Annotated in this window: 17 protein-coding genes; 9 read left to right on the top strand and 8 right to left on the bottom strand. The window is 32.0% G+C overall.

Annotation, left to right across the window (positions count from 1 at the left end; all coding sequences use genetic code 11):
- The first annotated feature begins 255 nt into the window (after window positions 1-255).
- Both HMPREF2629_RS08165 and HMPREF2629_RS08160 read left to right on the top strand, forming a co-directional pair.
- Window positions 256-1656 carry an amino acid permease gene (locus HMPREF2629_RS08165; protein ID WP_017174983.1) on the top strand — a complete coding sequence of 467 codons (1401 nt, stop codon included), beginning with the start codon at window positions 256-258 and terminating at the stop codon, window positions 1654-1656.
- Between the two features lie 134 nt (window positions 1657-1790).
- Complete coding sequence (locus HMPREF2629_RS08160) at window positions 1791-3887, top strand: cation:proton antiporter (protein WP_049416287.1); 2097 nt, start codon at window positions 1791-1793, stop codon at window positions 3885-3887.
- 53 nt (window positions 3888-3940) lie between these two features.
- On the opposite strand, the gene HMPREF2629_RS08155 is transcribed toward HMPREF2629_RS08160, so the two are convergent.
- Window positions 3941-5767 (bottom strand): APC family permease, encoded by a 1827-nt coding sequence (locus HMPREF2629_RS08155; RefSeq protein WP_070813274.1) that lies wholly within the window; start codon window positions 5765-5767, stop codon window positions 3941-3943.
- A 272-nt stretch (window positions 5768-6039) separates the two neighbouring features.
- On the opposite strand from HMPREF2629_RS08155, the gene HMPREF2629_RS08150 reads away from it, so the two are divergent.
- Together HMPREF2629_RS08150 and yidC are read left to right on the top strand one after the other, a co-directional pair.
- Window positions 6040-7533, top strand: coding sequence for a serine hydrolase domain-containing protein (locus tag HMPREF2629_RS08150; protein ID WP_070813273.1), 1494 nt, complete (start codon window positions 6040-6042; stop codon window positions 7531-7533).
- 96 nt (window positions 7534-7629) lie between these two features.
- On the top strand, window positions 7630-8472 hold the full coding sequence (yidC, locus tag HMPREF2629_RS08145) for a membrane protein insertase YidC (RefSeq protein ID WP_048762182.1): 843 nt from the start codon (window positions 7630-7632) through the stop codon (window positions 8470-8472).
- A gap of 56 nt (window positions 8473-8528) precedes the next feature.
- Here the strand turns inward: yidC and HMPREF2629_RS08140 are convergent, their stop codons facing one another.
- The 3 genes from HMPREF2629_RS08140 to HMPREF2629_RS08130 all read right to left on the bottom strand — a co-directional run bounded on the left by HMPREF2629_RS08140 (window position 8529) and on the right by HMPREF2629_RS08130 (window position 11692).
- A complete protein-coding gene (locus tag HMPREF2629_RS08140) occupies window positions 8529-9002 on the bottom strand; it encodes a DUF1440 domain-containing protein (RefSeq protein WP_048762183.1) in 474 nt (157 codons plus the stop codon).
- Between the two features lie 100 nt (window positions 9003-9102).
- Window positions 9103-10035, bottom strand: a complete 933-nt coding sequence (locus HMPREF2629_RS08135) for a 2-dehydropantoate 2-reductase (RefSeq protein WP_017174989.1) — start codon at window positions 10033-10035, stop codon at window positions 9103-9105.
- Window positions 10036-10291: 256 nt separating this feature from the next.
- On the bottom strand, window positions 10292-11692 hold the full coding sequence (locus tag HMPREF2629_RS08130; protein ID WP_049379311.1) for an MFS transporter: 1401 nt from the start codon (window positions 11690-11692) through the stop codon (window positions 10292-10294).
- A 264-nt stretch (window positions 11693-11956) separates the two neighbouring features.
- Between HMPREF2629_RS08130 and HMPREF2629_RS08125 the strand changes: the two genes are divergently transcribed.
- The 4 genes from HMPREF2629_RS08125 (at window position 11957) to lrgB (ending at window position 15874) form a co-directional block, all read left to right on the top strand.
- Window positions 11957-13711 (top strand): sensor histidine kinase, encoded by a 1755-nt coding sequence (locus HMPREF2629_RS08125; protein WP_069723821.1) that lies wholly within the window; start codon window positions 11957-11959, stop codon window positions 13709-13711.
- On the top strand, window positions 13712-14482 hold the full coding sequence (locus HMPREF2629_RS08120; protein WP_017174992.1) for a response regulator transcription factor LytR: 771 nt from the start codon (window positions 13712-13714) through the stop codon (window positions 14480-14482).
- Window positions 14483-14717: 235 nt separating this feature from the next.
- Window positions 14718-15173: an antiholin-like murein hydrolase modulator LrgA gene (gene lrgA, locus HMPREF2629_RS08115; RefSeq protein ID WP_017174993.1), complete on the top strand. Its 456-nt coding sequence runs from the start codon at window positions 14718-14720 to the stop codon at window positions 15171-15173.
- Window positions 15173-15874, top strand: a complete 702-nt coding sequence (gene lrgB, locus HMPREF2629_RS08110) for an antiholin-like protein LrgB (RefSeq protein WP_002448343.1) — start codon at window positions 15173-15175, stop codon at window positions 15872-15874. The genes lrgA and lrgB overlap by 1 nt, the downstream gene beginning before the upstream one ends.
- 63 nt (window positions 15875-15937) lie before the next feature.
- Here lrgB and HMPREF2629_RS08105 read toward each other — a convergent pair whose 3' ends face one another.
- Genes HMPREF2629_RS08105 through HMPREF2629_RS08090 form a run of 4 tightly spaced genes read right to left on the bottom strand, consistent with a single transcriptional unit; the run spans window position 15938 to window position 19514 of the window.
- Entirely contained in the window at window positions 15938-16615 is a 678-nt protein-coding gene (locus HMPREF2629_RS08105; protein WP_049382406.1) for an ABC transporter permease, read from the bottom strand.
- A 2-nt stretch (window positions 16616-16617) separates the two neighbouring features.
- Window positions 16618-17556, bottom strand: coding sequence for an osmoprotectant ABC transporter substrate-binding protein (locus HMPREF2629_RS08100; RefSeq protein WP_049382407.1), 939 nt, complete (start codon window positions 17554-17556; stop codon window positions 16618-16620).
- Between the two features lie 24 nt (window positions 17557-17580).
- Window positions 17581-18216, bottom strand: a complete 636-nt coding sequence (locus HMPREF2629_RS08095) for an ABC transporter permease (RefSeq protein ID WP_017174996.1) — start codon at window positions 18214-18216, stop codon at window positions 17581-17583.
- Window positions 18216-19514, bottom strand: a complete 1299-nt coding sequence (locus HMPREF2629_RS08090) for a betaine/proline/choline family ABC transporter ATP-binding protein (RefSeq protein ID WP_049382408.1) — start codon at window positions 19512-19514, stop codon at window positions 18216-18218. Before HMPREF2629_RS08090 ends, HMPREF2629_RS08095 begins: the two co-directional genes overlap by 1 nt.
- A gap of 447 nt (window positions 19515-19961) precedes the next feature.
- Here HMPREF2629_RS08090 and HMPREF2629_RS08085 point away from each other — a divergent pair, with 447 nt between their 5' ends.
- Window positions 19962-21017, top strand: coding sequence for a 2,3-butanediol dehydrogenase (locus HMPREF2629_RS08085; protein WP_029376761.1), 1056 nt, complete (start codon window positions 19962-19964; stop codon window positions 21015-21017).
- Window positions 21018-21051: the final 34 nt, after the last annotated feature.

Here is a 21051-nt window from a genome sequence, read left to right as displayed (position 1 = left end):
ATTATAAATATAAATTATTCTGTTTTTCATAGTTGTATACACACATTTGTTTTTTTGAAAATTAAGAGTATAATAAAATTAACTTTTAACAAAGTTACATATTTAACAAAATTTAAAAAAGTAAACTTTTAAAAATCTGAATATTCTAATTAATTACAAATTGATCTTCACTCTTTTCCACTTTGTTAAACAAGTTTTTAAAATTTAAAGAAAGCGCTTACGTAATTATCGTGTGGCTTTCTGAGGGGGAAGTCTATGGCAAGACAGTTAGAAAGAGAATTAAGTAATAGACACATTCAATTAATTGCAATTGGTGGCGCTATTGGCACAGGATTATTTTTAGGTTCTGGACAAACGATTTCGTTAACAGGGCCATCCCTACTAATCACCTATCTAATTATTGGTATAGTGTTATTTGCTTTCATGAGAGCACTTGGAGAATTATTACTTAGTAATACACGTTTCAATTCATTTGTAGATATTGCCAACGAATATTTGGGACCATTCGGTGGTTTTGTCATTGGTTGGACATATTGGTTATCTTGGATTGTTTCAAGTATGTCTGATTTAACGGCAATGGGACAATATTTTAGTTTTTGGTTTCCAAACGTTCCTCACTGGCTAACTGTATTATTTATCGTACTCTTACTTATTTCATTTAATATGCTTGGTGCAAAATTATTTGGAGAGTTAGAATTTTGGTTCTCTATTATAAAAATTATTACTATTATTGCTATGATTATCGTTGGCTTAGTTATGATTTTCTTTTCATTTAAAACGTCGTATGGACATGCGTCTTTTAGTAACCTTGTAAATCATGGCGGTATTTTTCCAAATGGACCAGCTGGATTTTTAATGTCATTCCAAATTGCTGTCTACTCATTTATTGGTATTGAACTAATAGGTGTTACAGCTGGAGAAACTAAAGATCCTCGCACAGTGATTCCAAAAGCAATTAATAATGTACCTGTTAGAATTTTATTATTCTATGTGGGAGGCTTACTTGTGATCATGTCAGTGATTCCTTGGAATAAGATTAACCCTGATGCAAGTCCATTTGTAATGTTATTTAGTATGATTGGCTTACCTTTTGCAGCAGGACTTGTTAACTTTGTCGTATTAACAGCAGCCGCTTCTGCAACGAACAGTGGTATTTATTCAAATAGTCGTATTTTATTTGGATTATCTAAACAAGGACTAGGACCCAAAATGTTAAGTAAGACAAATCATCATAGTGTGCCTTACTTATCAATGCTTGTATCTTCTGGGACATTACTTTTAGCCGCATTATTAAATTTTATCTTTCCAGATGCAATTCAATTATTTATTTATGTCACTACACTCTCAACTGTATTATTTATAGTTGTTTGGGCAATGATTATTATTTCTTATATTATATATGTACGAAAAAATCCTGAAGAACATAAACACAATAAATTTAAACTTCTAGGCGGTAAAGCACTGGCTTATGTTATTCTTGCATTTTTCTTGTTTGTATTTGTGTTATTGTTCTTTAGTGCTGATACGAGAGTAGCCATATTTATTTCACCAGTTTGGTTTATATTCTTATTCTTGTTCTATAAAAAGTATAAGAAAAATGCTGAATATTTAGCTGAAAAAACACGTCAGCAACCTCGAGAATCAATCAATCATTAGATATTTTATTAAGCGGAACTGAATTCAGTTTCGCTTTTTTATGTCTTAATAATGACATATACTAAAATATCTCATTATTTTTTTAATCATGATAAAATATTAAGTATTTAAAAAAGAAAGGAGTCATAATACATATGGAATTGTTAGAAGCTTTTTTATTATTTATACTTGCCGTTATCATTAGTTCTATTATTTATCATCGCTTCCCCAACATTCCAACAGCTTTCATTCAAATTGCCTTAGGTGTAGCGCTATTCATCTTACCCATTCCACTACATTTTAAATTTGAACCAGAAGTTTTTATGATGGCTGTCATTGCCCCACTCTTATTTGTGGAAGGGACACATGTTTCTAGAGAAAAGCTTTTAGAATATCGAAAACCTGTCGTGCTTATGGCCATGGGATTAGTATTTACAACTGTGATTGGGGTTGGCTTTTTCATTCATTGGATTTGGCCTAATTTACCGATGCCAGCTGCTTTTGCTATTGCAGCTATTTTATGTCCGACAGATGCAGTTGCTGTATCAGCCATTACTAAAGGTAAAGTATTACCCAAGGGGTCTATGGCAATTTTAGAAGGAGAGTCTCTATTAAATGATGCTGCAGGTATTATTTCTTTTAAAATTGCAGTCACTGCTCTGGTAACAGGTAGTTTTTCAGCTATGAATGCAATTGGTCAGTTTTTACTCTCAACATTTCTTGGTATTTTAGTAGGTGCAATAATTGGTGCTTTAGTCGTCAGTTTACGTGTTTACCTCACGTCTAATAAAGGTTTAAAAGATAGTAATACATTGACTTTCATCCAATTGCTTACTCCTTTTGTCATTTATTTTATTGCAGAAGAAGTCCATGCTTCTGGGATTATTGCAGTTGTGGTAGCTGGGTTAATTCATGGTTTAGAACGAGATCGTCTCATTCGTGCCCAAACTGAATTACAAATGAACTACAATCAAATTTGGAATACATTAAGTTATGCATTAAATGGCTTTGTCTTCGTCGTTTTAGGATATATTGTGCCAGAAGTTATTTTAGAAATTGTACGTAATGAACCACAAAATTTAGTTTTTCTAATCGTGGTGGCATTTCTCATAGCATTTGCCATCTATATCTTTAGATTTATTTGGGTCTATGTTTGGTTCAAAGATTTTTACTATCCAAAAAACGTTGAAGCATATCTCGATGAAGAAGAAGAAACACAACCACCAAAACGGAGTCGTTATGCATTTATTATGACCTTGTGTGGTATTCATGGAACGATTTCATTGTCAATGGCGTTAACGTTACCATTCATTATTAACGGCAATCAAAACTTTGATCATAGAAATGATTTACTCTTTATTGCTTCAATGATGGTACTTATCAGTTTAATTTTTGCACAAATGATCCTTCCATTCATTACGCCATCCGAACAACAATCACACTTCAAAGGTATGAGTTATCAATCAGCTAAAATTTTCATGATTCAACATGTTATTCGCACATTAAAAGAAAAAGCAGATACACACAAAGATATTGATTATCGACCTATTCTGAATCAATATTTTAATGAATTATCATTTTTAATCGACATGGAAAGTGATGATAAAAATACGAAAGAATTACATCGATTAAGAGACATTGCAGAAGATGTTGAAACTGAGACGCTTCAACAGTTAATTAAACAGGAGCGTATTACTAAAAAAGATTTAAGTGATTATCGCAAAGTAATGGAATTGACACAATCATTTAGAGAAATGTCTTTTATTGAGAAATTGAATCGTTTTAGTAAGTTAATCATACTTAGATTTAAAGCGCGAAAAGATTCACGTAAAAGTGTGAATCAATCATCATTTGAACAACAACGCTATACTGACAGAAAAGAATTAAGACATAACTTTAAAAAAGTACAACACATCATACGTATTGTTAATCGTCAGGTGACTTTAAGACTTCAAGAAGAACAAAATAGCACAAATGTTCTCGAAGTCAGTTTAATTATCAACCAATATTACGCATTATCACGTACGTTAAGACAACATCATAATCGAAAACGTCAACGTGAGGAAAATAAATTCATGTATGAATTAAACACTCAACAACAATATGATGCCAAATTAGATGCATTGTATACTCAACGTCAAATTTTAGATGACTTGATATCTAGAAATAAAGTTACAAATGAAATTGCCACACAATTACGTGAAAATATTAACTATAATGAAATTGTACTTGCCAAGGAATTAAATCATTAATATATAGAAAGAACTCAAGAGACCTGTATCTCTCGAGTTCTTTTTATTTTCTTCTACTTTTGTAATTTATAAGGAACCGTCGCTAAAATAACATTTTTTTGATAGAATAAATGCATTTTTAATCGCAAACTCGTTTGATTGTGTAAAAAGTTATGCCATGGTTTTTTAGGAATAAATTCAGTGACAACCACTGTGATGACATAGTTTTGATCATTCGCTTTTTTATTAATTTTATCGATAAATCGAGAAATCGGACGAATGACACTGCGATATTCTGAGTGTAACGTCACTAGTCTAATATCTGGATATTGTTTATTCCATTTTTCAATAAATAAATTATCAGTTTGATCTCCGAAAGATACATGTACAGCAATCACATCATCTGCAATCATATGTGCATAATAAATAGATTTATTTAATGCTGTAGTGATCGTATTAACGGGTACAATCGCTAGATTTTTATCGACCACTGGCATATCTTGAACAATTTTAGTTGTGCTAAGTTGCTCAGCAATATCCTTGTAATGTCTATTAATACGCGTAAATATATATACAACAATCGGTAAAAAAATTAAGATTGGCCATACTTGGTTAAATTTCGTAATTAAGAAAATCATAAATACGATAAAAGTAATAGTACCCCCTATAGCATTTGCAATAAGTTTAGTAGACCATCCTTTTTCACGACCACGAATCCATTTTAAAACCATTCCATATTGAGCTAGTGTAAATGGAATAAACACACCTACTGCATATAAAGGAATAAGATTTTCAGTTTTACCATGGAAAAAGATAATAAGCAACATTGCACAAATGCCTAATGTAATAATTGAATTTGAATAACCTAAACGGTCTCCTCTTACGTTAAACATACGTGGCATATATTTATCTTTTGACATACTTGCAGCTAACATTGGAAAAGCTGTGAATCCAGTATTAGCTGCAAGGACAAGAATCATGACAGTCGTTACTTGTACAAAATAATATCCTACATTATGCCCTAAAATATTCATTGCAAGTTGAGATAATACAGTTGTTTCAGTCTGTGGCATAATACCATACCAATATGCTAATCCCACAATACCTACAAGTAAGAAAGCTAATATCATTCCCATAGTAATTAACGTTTTAACTGCATTTTTAGATCCAGGATCTTTAAAGTTTGTTACTGCATTCGAAATGGCTTCTACACCTGTTAGAGATGATGCACCTGAAGAAAATGCTTTAAGTAATAAAAATAATGTGACACCTGGCACTGCAGTTCCTACTGTCGCCTGCATATGAGGTTCTGTTTGTCCGGTTGCCACTTGCCATGTTCCAATAACAATCATGACTATTAATCCAATTATAAATAAATAAACTGGATAAGAGAGCACAGTTGCTGACTCTGTTAAACCACGTAAATTCATTATTAGAATAAATAGTACTAATAAACATGCAATGAATACTTTATAGTGATATAACCCTGGAAATGCTGCAACAAAAGCATCCGCACCTGATGAAATGCTTACTGCGACGGTTAAAATATAGTCTACTAATAAAGAGCCACCTGCAAGCAATCCCCATTTTTCTCCTAAATTTGTTTTAGAAACCATATACGCTCCTCCGCCTTTAGGATAAGCATATATAATTTGACGATATGATAGAATCAATGCTGCAAGTAGCACTAAAACAGCAGCCGCAATAGGTAATGTATACCAAGATGCAATAGCGCCAACCATAGATAAAGTAATTAAAATCTGTTCTGGACCATAAGCTACTGAAGATAATGCGTCAGAAGATAAAATTGCTAAAGCCTTAAAGTTACTTATTTTTTCATTTTTTAAGTCTCTATTTTTTTTTGGCTTACCAATAATAAGTCTTTTAAATTGAGTGAACATAATCCATCCTTACCTCTTTTTATATTCATTTTTAATGGATAAAATATACTCCTATTTAGTGAAAAAGTATACATTTACGTGGAAATAATATAGTATAAATTACATTTTAAGTAACTTTTTACAATTATATTTTTAGAGTATATCTTTTTTTAATAGTTATAAAGAGGTATCAACAGTATTTAATATTTGTATAGAGCGGTTTAAGTTTAAACTTGCTATACTATTTTTAGAGGTTTAATTTTAAGGAGTATTAAGTAAGGAAGTAAGGGAAAATGAGAAAAAATTTTATCATGATTGGGATGATTTTATTAGTAGGAATCATTATTCTTTCCATAGCTATTAAATTAAAACCTAGTTATTCAATGTTTAGTCCATCGTCACAAAGTTATATCGATAACATGATTGTTAATAAAATGAAAGACGATCATATTCCAGGAATGTCCATTCTTATTGTAAAAAATAATAAGACGATTCTTAATAAAGGCTATGGTTTTTCAAATATTAAAAAGAAATCCAAAGTCACACCAAATACGCGTTTTGAAATTGCTTCAAATACCAAAGCATTTACGGGTTATGCAATAATGCAACTTGTTGAGGCACATAAAATCAATCTCAATGATAAAGTCAGTCATTATATTCCAAGTTTCTATATGAAATATAATCATAAAAAAGTAGATATCACAGTAGATCAATTGATTGCTCAAACAAGTGGTATTTCAGGAGACATCACAAATGATGACAAAATCACAAAAGACACAAACAGTCTAGAAGGCCTTGTTCATAGTATCAAAGGACGTAACTTAGATGCTAAACCTGGCAAGCAATTTGAATATTCCAATATGAATTATGATATTTTAGGTTTGATTGTTCAAAAGGTTTCACATCAATCATATGCGACTTACTTAAGCACACATCTTTTCACTCCATTACATATGACACAATCAACTGTAAAGGAAAGTAATATGAAAAAGAACAATGATGCTCAAGGGTATGTAATCAAAAAAGGAAAAGCTTATGCTGATAGTCCTGAATTTAATTTAGGAGATAATCCAGCTGCCTATATGATGACTAACACGAAAGATTTAGCCTCTTGGTTGAAGTTTCAACTTAATCCGCCAAAAAAGGTAGCATCATTAGTTCAACTAACACATCAACCTAAAGTTAAAGCAATAGATAATTCTCAAGACGTTCACTATGCAACAGGTTGGTTTATTGATGATAATCATTCAGAAACAATTGTATATCATCCTGGTACACTTGAAAACTATTCTTCATATATTATTTTAAATCCAAAAAAAGATTATGGCATTGTAGTCCTTGCTAATAGCTATTCAAAAAATGTAGCCGAACTTGCACAGCATCTCAATACACAAATGAGTAATGGTCAACATATTAAAACGTTACAATATCTTATTAATCAGTGGAATATCCTATTTATCATCATCACTATTATTTTGCTAATAGCTGTAGCAAGTGTTTTCCTAATAATCTATCGTTTAATTTTTAAATTTAAGTCTATTCATTTTAAAACGATGTCTCGTGGATTACTCATCAAAATAAGTATGATGATGTTAACTTTTACACTTATTTTAGCGATACTCCACTTACTTCCAACACTTTTATTATCAAATTCTGATTGGCGTTTTATGATGTCATGGTTACCATTACAAGCGAAAATAACATTATTTAGCTTCGTCTTATTACTGACAAGTCTATGGAGTTATTTTATCCTAAACATCATAACGCGATCCAAACGACCAATATAATCTATTAAAACATGTATTTCTTCTTTTCTTCATTATTATGTTAAGCTTATATCACTAAGACTAAGATTATTAAAGACAGTGTATAGGAGTTTAAATATGAAAAAGAAATGGTTCTTATTACCGATGGCCTTAATAATGCTTGCAGGTTGTGACTATTCTCATAAAGAAGAACAACACGGCCTATTTTATACTATATTTGTAAAACCGATGGATGCTTTACTTCATGTCTTAGGACATGCATTCAATGAAAACTATGGTTTAGCTATTATCGTCATTGTATTTATATTGCGTTTAATACTGATGCCACTCATGTGTATTCAAGTAAAAAATATTCATGTTATTCGTGGCAAAACAGAGGTCGTAAAACCAGAAATTAATAAAATTCAAGAAAAAATTAAAGAAGCTCAATCGCCTGAAGAACGACGTGCAGCAAATAAATTATTAATGAAAAAATATAATGAGTATGGAATCAATCCTTTTAAAAATTTAATTGGTACATTTCCAATTTTAATTCAAATTCCAATTCTTCTCGGACTATATACGTCAATTAAATATCCAACAAGTGGTGGTATTACTCAGCATCCTCATTTTTTATGGTTTAATTTAATGCATACTGATATAATCATGACCATCATTGCAGCTGTGATGTATTTTATACAACCCCTTGTCAACTCAATCCATTATCCCAAAAATGAACGTCGATCTTATTATGTCATGATGGTGTTATCCCCTTTATTTATTACTTATGCATCATTACATTCAGCATCAGCGTTAAGTGTATATTGGGCTATAAGTGCAACTTTTTTAATTATTCAAATGCATTTCGCTCATAGTCATTATGCGAAAGTGGGTAAAATTGAGGGAGAAAAATTAAGACAACGTATAGAAACAAAGCGTCAAACTACTTCAGAAACATCTTTAAGCACTTCTAACCATTGATAAGATCAATTATATAAAAAAGGAAGCGCGTGACTCTCACGCGCTTCCTTTTTTATTTATCGATGACTATTTCGTATTAAATCAATCGTATTCATCCAAACAATATGACCTAATAATTCTGAAATGCGTTCTTCTTTAGGTAAATCTTTAACTTGTGGTGTTAGATTTAATTTAGGCAGTATATATTCATGAAAAGCAATATGAATCAAAATACCGAAGAATGTACCTCTTAATGTCGTTACTTTTGGACACTTTTCAGCAAGTAATCCATATACCATAGCATTTGCAATTGAAAAACCATAATGAATACCCATGACAGTTATAGGTATATCGTTCTCGTTATAACGGTACGTAGCATGTTTAACATTATCAGGTAAATTCAATTTATGCAGTAATGTCATTGGTGGTGGTTCTTCTTCACGTTGTGGCGTTCTAGGAGGGATGAGTGCTTCCCATCCCATTTTAACTGCACCACTTAATAATCCGCCAATAACGCCTGTCATGATAACTCTTTTCGTTGATTGTTTCATTATTTTCACAACTCCTTATCTCACTATATATTGTATTTACCCTTAATAATTAAAAATTAAAAAGTGAGTTAATCACTTTTAACTCACTTTTACACTCTATTTACTTAGCTTGACGTTGCTCTTCTTTGGCATGTACCATATTCGCTACAAATTGATTAATTGGCGCATCGATATGATGTTCTGAACCTAAGCGAGCCACTGCTCCGTTAATATAATCAATTTCAGTACGTCGATTATTATTAATCAAATCTTGATACATTGATGGGAAATGTGGACCTACTTTATCATTTAAATCGATAAGATAATGATAGACTTCATCTGCATTTAAATGTACACCATCAACAGTAGCAACTTCTACTATCTCTTTAGTAATGTCATATACAAGTTTTCTTGCATATTCACTTTCATTTAATGTTGATAAACGACATTCTAAAATTGTACATAGCGCATTTGCTGTCCCATTTACACAAATCTTCTTCCAAATAGATTGTTGCAAGTCTTCACTTTTATGTGGATTGAGCTTCGCTTGTTCTAATAGATTATATATCACTTCAACATTATTCTGTCCCTCTGGCACAAGAGAACCTATCTCTACTGGACCACTACCCATTAAATGAGTATGTCCAGGTGATTCTAAGCCGGCCGTCCACGTAGTTACACCACGAACAATACGTGATTTATCTACATAATTTACAATACGTTCTTCATGTTTTAGACCATTCATTGTACAAACCATAATTGTTGTATCATGAATATGTGGCTGGATATGTGTTAGCATGCTCTCAAGTTGCATAGCTTTTGTAAATAAAAATACAATATCAAATTGAAGATCACTTGGTATTTTTGTATCTTGATACATAGGAATATTTAAATGATAGTCTTCTCCATTTATATCAATATGTAAACCTTCATGTTTTACAGCTGTTGCTTGTGGCTCCCAACCATCAATGAGTGTCACATCATTACCTTGGCGATATAACATTGCACCGAAACCACTTCCCAACGCTCCTGAACCAGCAATTGCTATTTTCATAATATTCGACTCCTTCTTTTAATATTATTTTTAAAATACTACTTTAATAAAGTATCGTCAATAATATAAACAGAATATTCTAAATAATTTGATAAATTTAGAACTTTTTTTATTTTTCAATAATTGACGTAGAAGTCATTATCCCCCTGTATAAGGACTCATTATTATGTTTACATTTATTCTTTTATTCAATATAAAAAATCTGAGGTACTCTATTCGCACCTCAGATTTAAATTTTATTAATATCCAGTTTTAATTAAGCACGTTTAGCTTTATTTGGAATTAAGAAGAAAATGACAAAGAAAGCAGTTAAAACGATGATGGCATTAAAGAGTACGCCCGCTAAACCACCAAGTTCTAAATTCATTTTCGCTGCACAAACACCATAAATCGTACTTGATAAAGCTACACCAAATGCATTTCCTAGTGATGAAGCCATTTTATACAATCCAGAGGCAACACCCACTTTATCATCTGGCGCTTGATCAACTGCTGTATCTGTAGATGGTGTGGCATACATACCAAGCCCAATACCAAATAGTAGGTAACCAATAATACTTGAAATAATATAAAACAAATTAGGTAAGAAGGTTAGTGATAAAAGTAGTAACCCTAAAAATGTAAATCCACTACCTATAAGCAATGGCTTTTTAGCACCTAATTTTTGTAATAGTTTTTCACCTACACGAATCATTACAAGCACTGCTACTAAATAAGTGATAGAGATTAAACCTGCTTGTAATGAAGTGAAACCTAAATGACTTTGGTAATATGTATTTACTACGATAAGCGTACCACCTGCTACTCCATTTAGCATGAAGTTTGAAAGTGTAGCACCACTATATCCTTTATTCTTAAATAAACTAAAATCAACAAGTGGGTTCTCAGTTTTAAATTCACGAAGAACAAAGAATATACCAGCAATTAAAAATATTCCAAATAACGATAGAATGACAGGTGATAATAATCCACGATCAGAAGCTTGTGTTACCATCACATTGACACTTAATAATGTAATAACTAATAAAATCAAACCTATAAAATCAAATTTTGAACCGCTATTGTCTGTATCCGTATCTGGTTCATTTTTTGTTTCTGGCGTGTGTTTAATTAAGAAAAATGAAAGTATTGACAAAGCAATAGAAATAATAAAAATCCATTGCCATCCTATTGTTGAAGCGATAAATCCACCAAACAATGAACATATTCCACTTCCGCCCCATGAGCCAATAGACCAAAAACTTAATGCACGTTGTCTTTCTTTTCCCATGTAATATTCATTAATTATCGCAAGAGTTGATGGCATAATGAATGCACCTGATAAACCTTGCAAAGCACGTCCAATCAGTAATAACCATGGAACTGGTGTAATAATCAATAATAATGAACCAATGATATTTAAGCCTAGTCCCAAATAAGTCATTTTGACACGACCAAATTTATCAGCAACATCTCCAGCACCTACAATAAACAAACCAGAAAATAAGGCAGATAAGCTCACTGCAATATTAATAGTACCCAAATCGGTATTAAATGATGATTGTAGTGTTGGCACAATATTAAGTAACGATTGCGCAAACAACCAAAATGTTAATACACTAATAATAATTCCAACGAGTAACCGATTATCTCCCTTAAATTCTTTTGAAGACTCCATTATAAAAAAATTCCTCCTACTTTGCCCAAAAACTATATAATTTTAAACTACATTAAAATTTTATCATAGCTTACTATAATGGGATATAAAAATCTTTTTTTCTTTTTAAATATTATTTTCCAAAATAAATTATCATTTAATATAAATTAAGTGCTAAGTATTTATAAGTAAACATTTTAAACTATCAACTTTAAATTTTCCATACTATAATAAAAAGTGTAGTAAAAATTTTGAATTTTATTAATATACTTAATAGGTGCAAAAATGTTTAATTTATTTATTTTATTACTTGAACGTGTAGGCTTAATTATTATTATTGCTTACATTTTAATGAATATTAATCACTTCAAGACGATTATGAGTGCACGTGAAAAATTACGTGCTCAAATAGAACTCACCATCTTATTTTCATTATTCGCAATTATTTCTAACTTTACTGGAATTGAAATTGAGCATGGCAAAATTATTTCTAGTAATATTTACTATCATCTAAATAATGAAACGTCACTTGCGAATACACGGGTATTAACGATTGGAATGTCTGGTTTAATTGGTGGTCCTTTTGTAGCGATTATCGTTGGTATTATCTCGGGCTTATCACGAATCCTCATTGGTGGCGCAAATGCTTATATTTACCTATTTTCATCAGTCATCATTGCATTAATTTCTGGATTTTATGGATATCGCACCATGAGACATAATCGCTATCCAACTGTTTTAATAGGTGCCATGATTGGATTAATAAACGAAAGTATTCAGATGGCTTGTATTTTAATTTTTGCTGATGATGTTTCTAATGCTTGGGCATTGGTAAAATTTATTGCTTTACCGATGATATTAATTAATAGTATTGGAACTGCGTTATTTTTATCTATTATTCTGTCTACTTTAAAACAAGAAGAGCAAACACGTGCAATTCAAACTCATGACGTCCTTGAATTAGCAAACAAAACACTACCTTATTTTCGTTCAGGATTAAATGAAAAATCTGCTCGTCCTGTAGCTGAAATTATACTGAGGCTAATGAAAGTATCTGCTGTGGCAATTACCAATAAAACCGATATTTTAACACACGTAGGCGCGGGTAGTGATCATCATGTCGCTAAAAAAGAAATCATTACTAATTTATCTAAAGAAGTCATACGTACAGGCCAATTAAAAGAAGCCAATTCAAAAGAGGACATTGGATGTAATAATCCGAATTGTCCGCTTCGAGAAGCTATCGTTGTGCCCTTAATGACGAATGGAAACGTCGCAGGTACTTTAAAATTTTATTTTACAGACTATAACCATATTACGACATCAACTAAACAACTTGCTCGGGGTTTAGCAGATATTTTTTCAAGTCAATTAGAACTGGGACTGGCCGAAACGCAAAGTAAATTATTACGAGATGCTGAAATTAAGTCTCTACAAGCTCAAGTTAATCCACACTTTTTCTTTAATGCGATTAACACCATTTCAGCACTTGTACGTATTGACAGTGAAAAAGCACGCAAGTTACTTTTGCAATTGAGTCAATTTTTCAGATCAAACTTACAAGGTGCGCGTAATAGCACGATTACTTTAGAAAAAGAATTACAACAAGTCAAAGCATATTTATCATTAGAGCAAGCACGTTTTCCAGATCGATTTACAATTAAATATCATATTGATGATGCCTATAAACAAGTATTAATTCCACCATTCATCATTCAAATTTTGGTGGAAAATGCAATTAAACACGCATTCAAACATCGACGAAAAGATAACATTGTTTGTGTAGACGTTCAATACAAAGAAGCCTCATTAAAACTATCAGTTAGTGATAATGGACATGGTATAGCGCCTGAAAAATTACCCTCACTTGGACAAATCAGTGTGGCTTCAGAAACTGGAACTGGTAGTGCACTAGAAAATTTAAATCGCCGTCTCACTGGTTTATATGGTTCTAATGCAAAATTACACTTTGATACATCTAATTACGGAACAACAGTATCCTGTAAGATTCCATATCATTTAATCAAGGAGGAACGTTAAATGAGGACACTTATTGTTGACGATGAGCCATTAGCACGTAATGAATTACATTACTTATTAAATGAAATATCTGATTTCGAAATAATCGATGAAGCTGAAAATATTGAAGACACTTTAGAAAAACTGCTCTGTCACACCTATGATTTAGTGTTTTTAGATATTAATTTAATGGATGAAAATGGGATTGATTTAGCTCATAAAATTCGAAAAATGAAACAACCCCCTTATATCATTTTTGCTACGGCACATGATACGTTTGCAGTCAAAGCATTTGAATTAGATGCAGTTGATTATATATTAAAACCTTTTGAATTAGAACGAATTGAACAAGCAGTTCAAAAAGTAAAACGATTATTAAACGCTAAACAACAGATTCAAACATTGTCAGACCCTATCCACTCTCCACAATCACAAACGAATACTTCTTCTTATACTAATCATCAAAGTGTACTTCCTATCGAAGTGGATGAGCGTATTTATGTCATCAATTTAGACGATATTGTTGCGATTTCTGTGAACAATGGAATTTCGACTATTACGACTTTAAAAAAAACATATGAAACGACAGAACCGCTCAATTATTATGAGAAGAAATTACCTAAGCAGTTGTTTATAAAAATTCATAGAGCTACGATTATTAACAAGCAGTATATCGAAAGTGTCGAACACTGGTTTAATTATACGTATCAAGTGACAATGACAACGAATGTTAAATTTCAAGTTAGTCGTTCATTTATGAAATCATTTAAACAAGAAATTGGTCTTGCTTAATATATATTCTAAGTTAGCTTTTAACCTAACACTTCATATGATCAAGTGTTAGATTAAAAGCTTTTTTAATGACATCACAGTTCATTTATTGTTCTATAAACACTTTCTGATTTTCAACTGGAAAATACTGCAACTCACCTATTAATTTTCGTAACTCACTTCTAAATCTAACTCAAGAAAGCGGTTTCATTTTATACTAACATCAAGAGAAAAGAAAAAGAGGGAGAGTATCAATATGGCGAAAAACAATTCAACTACCGCTAATACTCAAGGAAATAAGAAAGCAGGTAAAACTTACAATTTCTTTATCCAAGTATTAACTATTGTTGCTGTATTATTTGTTTCAAAAATTATTGAATCATTTATTCCGTTTCCAATGCCTGCATCGGTAATCGGACTCGTATTATTATTTATTTTATTAAGTTCAGGAGTCGTAAAATTACGTCAAGTAGAGGGTGTGGGAACCGCTCTAACAAATAATATCGGCTTCTTATTCGTACCAGCCGGTGTATCAGTTATTAATTCGTTACCACTTTTAAGTCAACATCCAATTTTAATTATTCTATTAATTATTATTTCAACATTATTATTATTAGTCAGTGTGGGCTATGTATCACAATTATTTGTAACAAAAACATTATTCCCTACTGAAGAACAAAATGAAAAAACACGACTTAAGGAGGAAAACTAATGGCTGATCACTTAGGTATTACAACACCTTATTTTGGTATTTTAGTCTCATTAATTCCATATATTATTGCACAATATTTCTATAAAAAAACAAATGGCTTTTTCCTACTGGCACCTTTATTTGTAGCGATGGTGGCAGGAATTGTCTTTTTAAAAGTAACAGGTATTAGTTATGATAACTATAAAATTGGTGGAGATATTATCAACTTCTTCTTAGAAGCTGCAACAATTAGTTTCGCGATTCCACTTTATAAAAAACGTCAAGTACTTAGAAAATATTGGTTACAAATTTTTGGTGGTATTGCTGTGGGTACACTAGTAGCTTTAATCTTAATCTATTTAGTTGCAACATTATTCCACTTAGGTGATCAAATTAGTGCGTCTATGTTACCTCAAGCTGCAACAACTGCGATTGCCTTACCAGTATCTGACGGTATCGGTGGTGTAAAAGAATTAACATCATTAGCAGTTATCCTTAACGCTGTCGTTATTTCAGCATTAGGTGGAAAAATTGTAAAAATGTTTAAAATTTCAAATCCAATTGCACGTGGTTTAGCTCTTGGTACAAGTGGACACACACTTGGTGTTGCCGCTGCTAAAGAACTAGGAGAAACAGAAGAATCAATGGGAAGTATTGCAGTAGTGATTGTAGGTGTGATTATTGTTGTAATCGTACCACCACTTGCTTCACTATTATTCTAATAAAAAAAGCGTTGCTGACGAACTAAGTAACAACTTAGTCATCGTCTAAGCAACGCTTTTAATTTATCTTAAACTTTGTACTTGTTTACTAGAACGATGTGTGGGATCTAATTTTTTCTCTAATAAACGTAGACCAATATCAATTAAAATAGCAATTAATGCAATTGGAATCGCACCTGCAAGAATAAAGACTGTACCATCAGTAGAATTGGTTCCACGAATAATAATGTCTCCTAACGTCGGTGCGCCAATAAACGAACCAATAGCAACAATTCCTATTGCTACAACAAGTGCAATACGAATACCACCGATGATCACAGATAACGATAGTGGAAGCTCAATCATACGCATAACTTGATTATTAGTCATTCCCATACCTTTACCTGCGTCTTTAATATTGTAGTCAACCTCTGTCATACCTGTGTAGGTGTTTTTAATAATCGGTAGCAAGGAATATAAAAACACTGCAAATACAACTGTTGATGGACCGAGCCCTAACGCCAACATCAGTATAGCAAGCATTGCAATGGCTGGCACGGTTTGAATAACATTAGCAATAGTAATCACTGGCCATGCTATTTTTGAATAACGTGCAATTAAAATACCAATTGGAATGCCAATAATACATGCAAACAATACTCCATATATAGACATTAATAAATGTTTAAAAAAGAGTTCCATCAGATAGCCAAAATTCAAAGTGTAATATTCATAAAGCGAACTTAACAAATTCCCTTTCACTGTTATTGACCACCTTTCTTATCTTCAAAATAGTTATGTTTTTTAATAAATTCTTCTGCAATGACGGCTGGTTCTTTTCCTTTTCCATCTGCTTCATAATTCAGTTTTTGCATTTCTTTTGTACTTATTGTATTTTCTAATTTTGTTAAAGCTTTATCAATCTCTGGATGGTCTTTAATTAATTCTTCTGTGGCTAATGGACTGCCATCATATGGAGGGAAAAAGTTACGGTCATCTTTTAAGATTTTCAAATTATATGCCGCAATACGTCCGTCTGTGGAGTAACCAACGGCAATATCTAATTTTTTGTTTTTAAGTGCATCATACACTAAACCAATTTGCATTGGACGTGCACTTTTGAACTTAAAGCCATACTCTTTTTGGAAAGCTGGGTATCCATCTCCGGCACGATTCATCCATTGAGTATCCATACCCAAGCGTAACTGATCTTTATATTTTTCTAAGTCTGATACTTTTTCTAAGTGATATTTATCAGCAGTTTCTTTTGTTACCATAAACGCATACGTGTTTTCAAAGCCAAGTGAATGATAATATTTTTGATCATATTTCTTTTTAAATAATCGCTGTGACTCATCCATGGCTTTATTCGCATCTCTAGTTGGGGGTGCATCGAGTACACTGGTTAACTCTGTTCCTGTAAAACGCACCGCTGACATATTAGCATCTCCACGCATAAGTGCATTATGTTGAACAATACTTGAACCTAAATTTCCAATAATGATTGGTTTGATATCTCCATTTGTATAATGTTCAATCATTAATTTCTCAATATTTGCTACTATTTTGGTTTCACTACTTTCAGTCGCTGTAATTTTCACACTGTCTTTCGAATTACTGTCACCTAAACCGGGTAAGCCGCATCCAGATAATACGATGAGAGACAATGCAAGAACGATAAATATATATTTAATATTTTTCATAGCTGTTCATTCCTCCCTTTTAAACTATCTAGATACTTTAAGACCTTTAGGTACAGCCCATTTTTCAACTAAAGATAATAAGAAATCCACAATTAGTGCTAAACAAGTCACTAAAATTGTAGCACTAATAATCATTGGTGGTTCATAGAGAGTTAAGCCATTAAATACTAAATCACCTAGACCACCTGCACCAATATAACTCGCAAGTGTAGCCCAGCTAATGACATATACACTTGCAAGACGTATACCACTAATAATTAATGGCAAGGCAAGGGGTAATTCCACATCTTTCATTAATTGAAGTTTTGTCATCCCCATACTTGTTCCAGCTTCAATAATGTTTTTATCAATATTTTGAACTCCTAATACTGTATTATTTAAGATAGGTAATAATACATAGATAAATAAAGCTACAATTGCTGGTGTCTTACCTACACCAAAAATTGGAATCATAAGCGCTAAAATGGCAAGTGTTGGTACCGTTTGAAGTACACCTGCAATAGTCAATACAACATTCGCCGTACGTTTTGTTTTTGATAATAAAATACCAAGTGGTACAGCTACGACAATAGCAATAAGTAACGAAATAATAGAAATATAGAAATGTTCTATCGTTTTCGATACGAGTTCTTCTCCGTATTGTGCAAAAAAGTCTCTCATTAACGATCCACTCCCGTATCATCCGTATTATGGGTATGTTCTCTATCTGTTCCGTTCATAATATCTTCATGATAACGTTGTGTACCTTGCGATGTTAAACGTTGTTGTGTTTCATTTTGACGTTCATTCTCTCGCTCAACTTCATTTGAATAGGTTTTAGAAGAGTGACTCGTTTCATTATCTTCACCCCAAATGGAGTCATACACAATATCTACTAAGTTTGCGCGTGTAATCAGTCCAATTAATGTATGATGATCATCTACTACAGGCACATTACGTACATTACGCTTTAAAATAGTTCGTACTGAATCTTGTAGTTTTGAATCGATATGTACTTTATAAACATCACGCTGCATCGTATCAATTAATTCTTTACCTTGACGTAATCCTTGGTTTATATCTTCAATATCTAAAAAACCTAAAAGACGATGTTTATTATTCACTACAAAAATAGTGTCTATACGATGTTTTCTCATAATATTGACTGCATCATTAAGAGAATCGTCAGCTTGAATAGTGATAGGTTTGATCATTGCATCTTCAACCGTTCTCATGTTTGGTCGATCTTGAATCAGTCTATTTTGTCCAATAAATTCTCTAACAAAATCATTTGCTGGATATCTTAAAATATTGTCCGGTGTATCATATTGAACAATTTGGCCTTTCGACATAATACAAATTTTGTCTGCTAGCTTAATCGCTTCATCCATATCATGAGTTACAAAAATAAATGTTTTTCCTAACTTTTTTTGTAAATCTTTAACTAAATCTTGTAATGTATCTCTAGTTATAGGATCTAATGCACCGAACGGTTCGTCCATCAAAATAATGTCTTGTTCTGCTGCAAGCGCTCTAACTACACCAATACGTTGTTGTTGTCCACCCGACAATTCAGACGGATAACGATCTAAGTAATCCTCAGGTAAATCGACTAATTTAATCAACTCTTTTGCTTTAGCATCTTTCTTTTCTTTAGACCATTTTAAAAGTTTTGGAACGAGCACAATATTTTCTCTGATAGTCATATGTGGCATTAATCCAATTTGTTGAATCACGTATCCAATACTACGACGTAATTCTACTGGATTCATGTTACGTACATCTTTACCATTCATTTCAATTGAACCCTCTGTAGGTTCAATCATGCGATTAATCATTCTTAATGCTGTTGTTTTACCACTACCACTTGTTCCAATAAATGCAACAAATTCTCCAGCTTCAATATTTAAAGAAATATTATCGACTGCTTTCTTATTTCCAGAATAAATTTTAGTAAGGTTCTTTATACTAAGCGTCATAGGATGTCCCCTTCTATCGTATTAATGATGGAATATTTTAAATACAAAAAAGCCAAAGTATTCTATTTTTGATTGTCTCAATCAAGAACCATATGGCCATTACGTAATAAAGTTTTAAAAAATTGAATTTTAATAGAAATCGTTAAAATTCCACCACCTATACTTATATACCCTTTATAATTTTTTGAAACATTATTTATATGTAATAATTAATTTTTTTACCTAATTATTTTTTTAAGTTTTTAAATTTAACATTACTTATATACAACTATTCTTTGTAAATAGTACATTCCAACTTTTTTATATTGTCTACAATTAAAGTTCGAAAAATTGTCAAATTTTTCTAAAGTGTTTAACAATTCATTTATATATATTTGAATTTCTGAGTTCCTCGTATTAATCTATAATTACAAAGTGTTTTTTATTATGAAAGGGATGTTATATATCATGAAAGCAGCAGTATGGTATGGTCAAAAAGATGTTCGCGTTGAAGATCGTGAACCAAAAGAATTAAAAGATAACGAAGTAAAAGTTAAAGTATCTTGGGCTGGTATTTGTGGTACTGACTTACACGAATATTTAGAAGGTCCAGTATTTATTTCCACTGACAAACCTGATCCATTCTTAGGTCAAAAAGCACCTGTAACTTTAGGACATGAATTCTCAGGTATCGTTGAAGAAGTGGGGAAAGACGTTACAAAATATAAAAAAGGTGACCGTGTCGTTGTAAACCCAACTGTTTCTGCACGTGAAAAAGAAGAAAATTTAGATTTATATGATGGGTATACATTCATCGGATTGGGTTCAGATGGTGGTTTCGCTGAATTTACTAATGCACCTGAAGACAATGTGTATCACTTACCTGAAAATGTGTCTGCTCAAGAAGGTGCATTAGTTGAACCAACAGCAGTAGCAGTGCAAGCTGTTAAAGAAGGTAACTTATTATTTGGTGATACAGTGGCTATCTTTGGTGCAGGTCCAATTGGTTTATTAACAGTCGTTGCAGCTAAAGCAGCTGGTGCTAGTAAAATCTTTGTATTTGATTTATCAGAAGAACGTTTAGCTAAAGCTAAAGAAGTGGGCGCAACTCACGTTGTAAACTCTGGTAATACTGACCCATTAGAATTCGTAAACGAACATACTGAAAACGGTGTAGATGTAACCTTTGAAGTAGCTGGTGTTGGCGTAACATTAGCACAATCTGTAAAAGTAACACGCCCAAGAGGTAGTGTTGTCATTGTTTCAATCTTTGCACACGAAGTTAACTTTGATCCAATGTTATTGACAAACTCTGGTGTTAAATTAACGTCTACTATTGCTTATACACCAACAACATTCCAACAAACAATTGATTTAATCGCAAATGGCAGCTTAGATGTTAAGAGCGTTGTCACAGATAAAATTGAATTAGCTGACATCGTTGAATCAGGATTCAATCAATTAGTTAATGATAAATCACAAGCTAAAATCCTAGTTAAATTAAATGGTGACCAAAAATATTAATTAAATGTTTTAACCCTGTAAAGAAAACTTCTTT

It is taken from the genome of Staphylococcus sp. HMSC034C12 (assembly GCF_001835895.1).
GTDB lineage: Bacteria > Bacillota > Bacilli > Staphylococcales > Staphylococcaceae > Staphylococcus > Staphylococcus hominis.
This window is presented reverse-complemented; position numbering and strand designations above follow the sequence as displayed.